The sequence below is a fragment of the Acinetobacter portensis genome, assembly GCF_009372215.1.
GTDB lineage: Bacteria > Pseudomonadota > Gammaproteobacteria > Pseudomonadales > Moraxellaceae > Acinetobacter > Acinetobacter portensis.
Genome location: NZ_LWRV01000080.1, coordinates 73329 through 82807 on the forward strand (window position 1 = coordinate 73329; position 9479 = coordinate 82807).

Here is a 9479-nt window from a genome sequence, read left to right on the forward strand (position 1 = left end):
GTGTTATAACTCAAAAATATCAACAGAGTAAATATAATAAATAAAATAAGACCAGCTTATCGCTGGTCTTATCTCTTATTATTGAACAACTGCTTTTTTATTCACCTGATTGTAGTCAAACAATACATTTGCAGCTTCGGTAACAAAAGTTTCTTCCTCTGCTAATGGTGGACGTTTATTCGCTTTCATTTTCGCTCTAGCTTCCGACAAAGCATCTAAGGATGCTTGGTAACTTTCCCAATTTGCATGCGGTTTCAAACCTGTTGCCTGACGACGAGTATTTTCAGCATCTAAGGTTTGTTTTTCCAGTCCTTTCAATTCAGCTTTGCGCAAATCTATATCCAATACTGCAGTTTTCTTATCCTCTGCTGTTTTAGAAATTGCGGTGCGTTGTTCTAAATATTTAAATTGAGGATCAACTTTTACACGTTGTTGAGATAACTTAGTAAGCTCAGAAATATACGGCTGTACAGATCCTTCGCGTTTAAATGGTGCTGTTGGAATAGTATCCCACTCTAAAGCATTTTTAGATTTACGCTCACCGAAAGCCTCATTGTAGATATCTACAAGTTTAATATCGGGTACGACGCCTTTATTTTGCGTACTTCCACCTGTAATTCTATAAAATTTACGTTGTGTCAGTGTCGCTTGACCATGTGCCAAATTATCTAGCTGAACCTGTGCTGTACCCTTACCTGTTGTGGTGCTACCAATCACAATACCGCGCTCATAATCTTGAATTGCAGCAGAGTAAATTTCACTAGCAGATGCCGAAGCCAAGTTAATCATCACAGCCAATGGGCCTGCATACGTTTGTGCACCACCATCATTATCTTCAAAAACGCTAACATTTCCATTACCGTCACGAATTTGTACCACAGGACCAGACTTAATCACCTGACCAAGCATTTTTGCGACTTCTTCTAATGAACCACCTGGATTATTACGCAAGTCAATTAAAATACCATCGACATTTTTAGCGACTAAAGATTTCAACGCATTATTGGTATCTTCAGAAACTGAACGGTATTCTGTTCCTGCTCTACGTGCACGATAGTTTAAATAGAAAGATGGAATTTCAATCACACCAAAAGTATGTTTTTTACCATCACGAGTGATATCCACTGTACGTGAACGTACACCTGCATCTTCTTCTTGAATCACATCACGTACCAATGGAACTATACGAGCTTGGTTCATCGATGCGCCTGCACCAAGTAATTTAATGGTGACTTTTGTACCACGCTTACCACGAATCAACCCAACAATTTCATTACTTGGCCAACCAATCACATCCACCATTTTCCCGCCATCTTGGGCAACCCCAATAATGCGATCTCCCGATTTGATTTGACCCGATTTACTTGCAGGACCACCTTCTACAATGGTTTCAATTTTGGTGTAATCTTCATTTCCACGTTCAGGACGAATGGACACACCAATGCCTTCAAGTTGCAACGTCGTTTGACGATTTAATTCCATTGCATCTACAGGTGGGAAATAATTACTGTGCGGATCGTACGTTAATGTCATCGCATTTAGTGTTTTATCGAGTACATCATCACTCTTAACACGGCTCATACGTTCAAGTTGACGTGTATATCGTTTAGTTAAGGTCTGAACTGGGGTTAAATCTTCAGGTCCTGTTAAATCTTGACCATTTGCTAATTCTGGATTGTCTTTTAAAGCTTTTTGTTTCGCCTGTTCTTCTTCTTTGCTGATGGTTAAATTAATCAGTTGTGAAACCAGCATTTTATTCCAATGTGATTTCTGTTCAGCTTCTGTTTTAAAGAATGGTGCTTTTTCTCGATCTGTTTCAATAGTGACATTTGGTTGATTTAAGTTTTGCGGCTTTTTCAACTCTGCCAACATATATTCATAAAACTGCTTTAAGCGATTACGATATTGTTCATGGATAACAAACGGACCTGACAAATCACCCGCTTTTAATGCCGCACCGAAATTAGCACCGTAGCTTTTTTGGTATTTTTCAATTTCAGGTGCTAAAAATAATGAATGTTCAGGATCTAAACTATCTAAATAAAAGTCTAGAATTCGTTTAGATGTATCGGCATCTAAACGCTGATTTAAATAATGCTGTCGATCTACCAAAGTTGCTAATTGACGAGAAACTAAAGCCTGCTCTTGAGTAGGAACAATTTTTTTAGTCGCGGCTGTAATTTCAGTTGCAGCAACGGCTTCATTGATTGCATGGGTAAAGAAAAAGCCGCCCGTTGCTATTGCAACTGCACACGCTATTGTTTGAAGTTTCATAAAAATTCGTACTTCCTTGGTATTTGGTCTAATTTCTTTGCTTATTTTGACTTGAAATTGGATAGATTCAATGACTTAAACAGCTTAGTTTAGTTTTATAATGTAGTTTTATCATAAACTATGCAGACAAAATGTAGCAAATCATTGCAAAATTCGGTTATTGTTTTCATGAAAAATTCCAAAACGGATACCGATATGATTGGCGCATTGATGCTCGACATCGCTGGCACAGAACTTACTCAAGAAGATATTCAACTATTACAAGCTCCGCAAGTCGGTGGTGTCATTTTATTTGGACGAAATATTGAATCACCAAAGCAAGTTCGTGCGCTAACGGACCATATGCGACAAATTCGCCCTGAAATTTTAATTGCAGTCGATCAAGAAGGTGGTCGTGTTCAACGCCTTAGAAAAGGCTTTACCCTACTTCCAGCAATGGGTCGTTTTGGCGAGCTTTATAAAACCAACCCAAATAAAGCATTAGATTTAACCGAACAATGTGGATGGTTAATGGCAACAGAAGTTCTTGCAGTTGGTATCGACTTTAGCTTCGCACCTGTACTCGATTTAAATGATGTAAGCGATGTGATTGGCGACCGTAGTTTTGCCACAAACATTGATGACATTATTCCGCTTGCAGAAGCCTTTTTAAAAGGTATGAAACGTGCAGGAATGGCATCTACAGGTAAACATTTCCCAGGTCATGGCTCTGTAAAAGCAGACTCACATGTTGCCGCGGCAATCGACTCACGCTCTTTTGATGAAATTCAACAAAAAGATATGCAGACATTTATCAAGCTAAAACCACAACTTGATGCCCTCATGCCTGCTCATGTGATTTATGACCAAGTTGACCCAAACCCTGCAGGTTTTTCTGAATTTTGGATTCAAAAAGTTTTGCGTAAAGATTTAGATTTTGACGGTGTACTTTTCTCTGACGATTTAAGCATGCAAGCGGCTTGTGTTGCAGGTGGTGCAGACTCACGTATTCAAGCTGCATTAAAAGCAGGTTGTGACATGGGCTTAGTCTGCAATGATCGTGAAGCACAATGTATTGCCCTAGAAGGAATTGTCGATTTACCACTTCCAAATCAAGCACGTTTAGAACGTATGCGTGGACGTATTCCTGATATTCAAATGGGTGATGAACTTGCATTGGGTGATGAATGGCTAAAAGTTCGAGATAACATTGTCGCATTCAAAAACTCATTATCTTAATCATTTGAAAAGAGCATCTTCGGATGCTCTTTTTTTATAGACTTAGATGAGCATTAAAAAAACAAACACATTATAAAGCGTTATATTTCACATTTTTTCTCTCAACTTAAGTTAAAACAAACATCTCAACACTCTGATTCATTTTATTTTATTAATTGAAGCTTCATTGTCCTGCTGAGGACTGTTAATATCGAGTAGAAATTTCTAAGTGATCAAACCGCTATGCAAGAGTCTATTGAACAATATATGCAAACGGTAGGACAACAAGCACGTCAAGCATCATGTGTGCTTTCAAGTGCGTCTACCCAAGCAAAAAACAATGCTTTATCTGCTATTTACACTGCTTTAGAAAACAGTGAATCTGCAATTTTAGCTGCTAATCAAATTGATATGACCAAAGCACATGCCAACAACTTGGACAGTGCTTTACTTGATCGCTTAGAACTTACCCCCACACGCTTTAAAGGCATGTTAGATGGCTTGAAAGATGTCATCAGCCTTGTAGATCCGATTGGTGAAATTACAGATTTAGCGTATCGCCCATCGGGCATTCAGCTTGGAAAAATGCGTGTGCCTTTAGGCGTGGTTGGTATGATTTACGAATCTCGACCAAACGTAACTTTAGAAGCCGCATCCCTTGCTTTAAAATCGGGTAATGCCATTATTTTACGTGGTGGTTCAGAAGCGCTTGAGTCAAATAAAGCCATTGCTGAAGCGGTTCAGCACGGTTTAAAAGTTGCAGGCTTACCTGAAAATTCGGTTCAAGTCATTAGTACCGCAGATCGTGCTGCGGTGGGTCAGCTAATTACACTCACTGAATTTGTCGATGTGATTATCCCTCGTGGTGGTAAAGGCTTAATCGAGCGTATTACTAAAGAAGCGCGCATTCCTGTCATTAAACATTTAGATGGTAATTGCCATGTATTTGTTGAAGCACAAGCAGATTTACAAAAAGCACTTCCTATTGCTCTCAATGCCAAGACACATCGTTATGGCGTATGTAATGCAATGGAATCTTTACTTGTAGATGAAAAAGTTGCTGAAGAATTTTTACCACGCATTGCTGAACTTTATGCAGAAAAACAAGTTGAGCTACGTGGTTGCTTACACACTCAAAAAATTCTGGGAAGCACTGTTATTCCTGCGACAGAAGAAGATTGGTACACAGAATACTTAGGACCAATTTTGGCAGTAAAAGTCGTTTCAGGCATAGATGAAGCCATTGAGCACATTAATAAATATGGCTCACATCATACCGATTCAATCATTACAGAAAACTTCAACCTTGCACGTCAATTTTTGGCTCGTGTAGATTCAAGTTCTGTGATGATTAATGCATCTACTCGTTTTGCAGATGGTTTTGAATATGGCTTAGGTGCTGAAATTGGTATTTCTACAGATAAAATTCATGCACGTGGTCCTGTTGGTTTAGAAGGCTTAACATCGCAAAAATGGATTGTGTTTGGTGATGGTCAAATTCGCCAATAGATCAAATTAAAGACAAACAAAAAGGGCTCATTTTCGATGAGCCCTTTTTTTATTTTTCAAAAAAATTAAGTTGATAATTTAATGAGGTTTTATTTAAAAACCGATTTAAAAATATCAAAAAATAATCACATAAACATTTTATGGATATTTTATAAACTATGCTATGTTAACTGTGTGATTAATATGAAATACCACCATTTCAATAATAAATGAGGTCTATAACTTCATAAATTTTAATTATTATTGAATTGATGGTCGATTGTGCTTAAGTCTAATCTCCTAAAGTCTATCTAGGACAAGAAAAAAGCACATGATACAAATACACACAGATCAAAAGATATAAATACATTGAATATCAATGATCCAGAGTAATAAACAACTCAAGTACGATCATTTTAGTTAAGGGAAAGGTTATGCCTAAATCAGTACTCGTCATCAATTGCGGTTCATCTTCAATTAAATTTGCACTTTTACTCGAAGATCAAGACTTCCGCATTCATGGTTTGGCTGAAAACTTAGGCACACCAGAAGCCCGAATTAAAGGCGTCACTATGGGTAATGAACCTATAGATATTAGTATTCCGAATGCAGATCACAGACAAGCATTAGAAGTTGGCTTGGAACGTCTTGCTAACTACAAACCAGATGCAATTGGTCATCGTATTGTTCATGGTGGAACAATTACCAAAGCCGAACTTATTACAGATGACATTATTCAAACTATTCGTGAAGCAACGCCACTTGCACCATTACACAACCCTGCTCACTTAGTGGGTATTGAAGCGACACAACGCTTATTCCCAGATTTACCACAAGTTGCTGTTTTCGATACTGCATTCCATCAAACGATGCCTGCACATGCATATCGTTATGCGTTACCGAAATACCTTTACACACACCATAACGTGCGTCGTTATGGTTTCCACGGCACAAGTCATGCTTATGTTTCTGAACGTGGTTCTGAACTTGCAGGTAGCTTCAAAAAAGGTGGATGGCTAACAGCACATTTAGGCAACGGTAGTTCAACCTGTGCTATTTGGAATGGACAAAGTGTTGATACATCAATGGGTTTAACACCGCTTGAAGGCGTGGTAATGGGTACACGTAGTGGTGATGTAGACCCAAGTATTCATAGTTTCCTTGCCTCTAACTTAGGTTGGGATATTTATAAAATCGACAAAATGCTGAATAGCCAAAGCGGTCTTTTAGGTCTGTCCGATCTTTCCAATGATATGCGTACGCTGATTGAAGCATCGGAACAAGGCAATGAAGATGCAACACTTGCTATTGAAGTATTCTGCTACCGATTAGCAAAATCTCTTGCTGCACTTAGCTGTGGTTTACCACAACTCAATGGTTTGTTCTTCACAGGTGGTATTGGCGAAAACTCTGCATTTATTCGTGAGAAAACCCTCGCTTACTTACCTCATTTTGGTTTCAATTTAAGCAAAGAAGCAAACGACAGCTTAAAACGTGGCACTGAAGGTCGTATTGATGCAGGCACAGGTCCACAAATTTGGGTTGTACCTACAGATGAAGAAGGTCGCATTGCCAAAGAAACGGCTTCTGTTGTTCAAAATGAGGTAAATGCATTCTTAGCAAAAAAGTCTGAAGCGGTATCGGCTTAAAACATATTTAACTCATTTTTTTGATTTTGAAGATTTAGACCTCTATGAAAACGATTTTATTGGTTCCAACTGCTGAAGGCGTCGGTTTAACATCTGCGTGTTTAGGCTTAATTTATGCTTTGGAATGCCAAGGTGTAAAAGCAGGTTTCTTAAAGCCCTTCTCTCAAGAAGCACAAGCGCAAACAGAAGATCGTACTACTGCGCTTTATCGGCATTTATTTAAAGATGAAACCGTTGAACCCATTACTTTTGAAGTACTCACAAGTCGCCTAAATCAAGGTGAAAATGATGAACTGCTTGAAGATGCTGTGCGTATGCATCGCGAAATTGCAAAAAAACATGACTTAATTATTGTTGAAGGCGTTGTGCCAACGAGTCGAGATTCTTTTGCCGCAGAAATTAATACCGCTCTTGCAAAAGCACTGGATGCCAAAGTCATTATTGTCAGTAATGCCAATATTAATCAAGCATCTGCATCTGCGGAAAAAGTTGAAAATCAATTGCGTCAATATGGTGGTATTTCGGGTGGTCGCCTTTCGGGCATTCTATTCATGCGCACCAAAGGTTTATCTGAAGATTCTGCACAAATTCCTGTTACCCTTGACCCAAGTTTACGTTTGGTTGATGAGACTCAAAGTTTCGTTGCACAAATTCAAAAAACACATGCACATATTGGCTCGAAAGATTTACCCGTTATCGGCTTAGTTCCGTTTAGTAATACGCTCAGTGTTCCACGTGTTTCCGATCTCGCATCACATATTCAAGCAAATTGGATTAATCGTGGCGATGCAAATCTGCGTCGTGTTTTGCACAGCAGTTTAATTGCTTCAAATATTGAACATGAACTCAATAAGTTTATTGCGGGTGAGCTGATCATTAGCGCATCTGACCGAATTGATGTGCTTTTAGCAAGTAGCCTTGCCAGCAGTAATGGCATTCCTTTAGCGGGTTTGGTGCTTACCGAACATCATCAACCGAATAATCAAGTTTTAAATTTCTGCCAATCTGCAATTAAGCTAGGTTTGCCAATTTTACACACCTCTTTAAGCACCTTTGAAACAGCACAAAGACTTGCCAATTTTGGCAATGAAATTCCTGTTGATGATACCGAACGTGCGAAACAAGTGACTCGTTTTGTTTCAAGCCATATTCATACAGAATGGCTCACAGATATGTTAAACGGTTCGTATCAACAACGTTTATCACCTTCTGCTTTTCGTCATGAGCTTGTGCAAAAATCCACTGCTGCAAAAAAACGTATTGTTTTACCTGAGGGTGATGAACCACGCACCATTGAAGCTGCGGCAATTTGTCAGGCTCGTGGAATTGCACAATGTATTTTATTGGCAAAACCTGAAGTTGTTGTTGAAGTTGCAAAAGCACGTGGTATTGAACTACCAAATGATTTAGAAATTATTGATCCTGATTTAATTCGAGATAATTACGTTGGGAAAATGGTTGAGCTTCGCAAAGGTAAAATTAACGAGCTTCAAGCGAAAGAGCAACTTCAAGATACCGTGGTTTTAGGTACGATGATGTTGGCTTTAGATCAAGTTGATGGTTTAGTTTCAGGTGCAGTTCATACCACTGCCAATACTGTTCGCCCTGCTTTCCAACTGATTAAAACAGCGCCTGATTATTCGCTTGTATCATCGGTATTCTTCATGTTGTTACCCGATGAAGTTTATGTTTATGGCGACTGTGCAATTAACCCAGATCCTAATGCCGAACAACTTGCTGAAATTGCCATTCAATCTGCAGATTCTGCAAAAGCATTTGGTATTGACCCTCGCATTGCCATGATTTCATATTCAACTGGCACTTCGGGTACAGGTGCAGATGTTGAAAAAGTTGCTGAGGCAACACGTATTGCCAAAGAACGTCGCCCTGATTTACTCATTGATGGACCACTTCAATACGATGCCGCTTCGGTTGAAAGTGTTGGTCGCTCTAAAGCGCCTGATTCCCAAGTTGCAGGTCGTGCCAATGTGTTTATTTTCCCAGATTTAAATACAGGTAATACAACTTATAAAGCGGTTCAGCGTTCTGCGAATGTAGTGAGTGTTGGTCCTATGCTTCAAGGTTTAAACAAACCTGTAAATGACTTGTCACGCGGTGCATTGGTGGATGATATTGTATTTACCATTGCTCTAACGGCAATTCAAGCTGAGCAACAGTCGGTTTAAAATCTAATTTTGACTTAAACGTTTTAACAACCCCACCCTATCGAATGATGGGGTTTTTTATTTTTAGTATCAACTATGATATTGACTTCACTTCCATAACAAGCAAAACTAATCTCCGACTTAAAATAATTAAAGTTATAAAATCAATACTTTATGGCACTTATTATTTAATATTCCATGTAAATAAAAGTACTCCAAGCACAAACAAAGAGTTATAAAATTATGAAAAATTTCGTTTTATTTTTAAGAGCTAACACAAACATGTCTCCTGAAGCATTCAGCGATCCTAAAGAAATTGAGCTAAGAATGGCTTGGCTTAAAAATCTTGAAGAATCTGGTGCTGTTGTAAATTTAGGTGGAACAATGCCACCTATTCCAACTATGGCAACAACTTTATTCGCAGATGGCTCAACAACTCTTGGTGCGTTTAAAGAAGTTTCACACTTTTTAACAGGCTATATTATTGTGAAAGCTGAAAGCTTAGAAGCAGCTTTAGAATTAGCAAAAACAAATCCAATTTTAGTTGCAGGCGGTAGCGTAGAAGTACGAGAAATTCTTTTACGTTAATACATAATTATTAAAGTATTCCGTCATCCAGAAATGACATCCTACCCTATCGAATGATGGGGTATTTTTATGTTTAGAATAATAAAGCTAAAAAGGCATTTGAGATTTGAGATTTGAG

The 9479-nt window shown here is 38.5% G+C and carries 6 protein-coding genes; 5 read left to right on the forward strand and 1 reads right to left on the reverse strand.

Annotated elements, in window-relative coordinates:
* Positions 1–78: 78 nt before the first annotated feature.
* On the reverse strand, positions 79–2274 hold the full coding sequence (locus A6M14_RS09380) for a carboxy terminal-processing peptidase (protein ID WP_152874685.1): 2196 nt from the start codon (positions 2272–2274) through the stop codon (positions 79–81).
* Between the two features lie 195 nt (positions 2275–2469).
* Here A6M14_RS09380 and nagZ point away from each other — a divergent pair, with 195 nt between their 5' ends.
* The 5 genes from nagZ (at position 2470) to A6M14_RS09405 (ending at position 9361) form a co-directional block, all read left to right on the forward strand.
* The gene (nagZ, locus tag A6M14_RS09385) at positions 2470–3492 is read left to right on the forward strand and encodes a beta-N-acetylhexosaminidase (RefSeq protein ID WP_152874735.1); all 1023 of its coding nucleotides are present in this window, start codon (positions 2470–2472) and stop codon (positions 3490–3492) included.
* 222 nt (positions 3493–3714) lie between these two features.
* Positions 3715–4980 (forward strand): glutamate-5-semialdehyde dehydrogenase, encoded by a 1266-nt coding sequence (locus A6M14_RS09390; RefSeq protein WP_152874686.1) that lies wholly within the window; start codon positions 3715–3717, stop codon positions 4978–4980.
* 413 nt (positions 4981–5393) lie between these two features.
* A complete protein-coding gene (locus A6M14_RS09395) occupies positions 5394–6608 on the forward strand; it encodes an acetate/propionate family kinase (protein WP_152874687.1) in 1215 nt (404 codons plus the stop codon).
* A gap of 44 nt (positions 6609–6652) precedes the next feature.
* The gene (pta, locus tag A6M14_RS09400; RefSeq protein WP_152874688.1) at positions 6653–8794 is read left to right on the forward strand and encodes a phosphate acetyltransferase; all 2142 of its coding nucleotides are present in this window, start codon (positions 6653–6655) and stop codon (positions 8792–8794) included.
* A 222-nt stretch (positions 8795–9016) separates the two neighbouring features.
* Entirely contained in the window at positions 9017–9361 is a 345-nt protein-coding gene (locus A6M14_RS09405; protein WP_152874689.1) for a YciI family protein, read from the forward strand.
* Positions 9362–9479 lie beyond the last annotated feature (118 nt).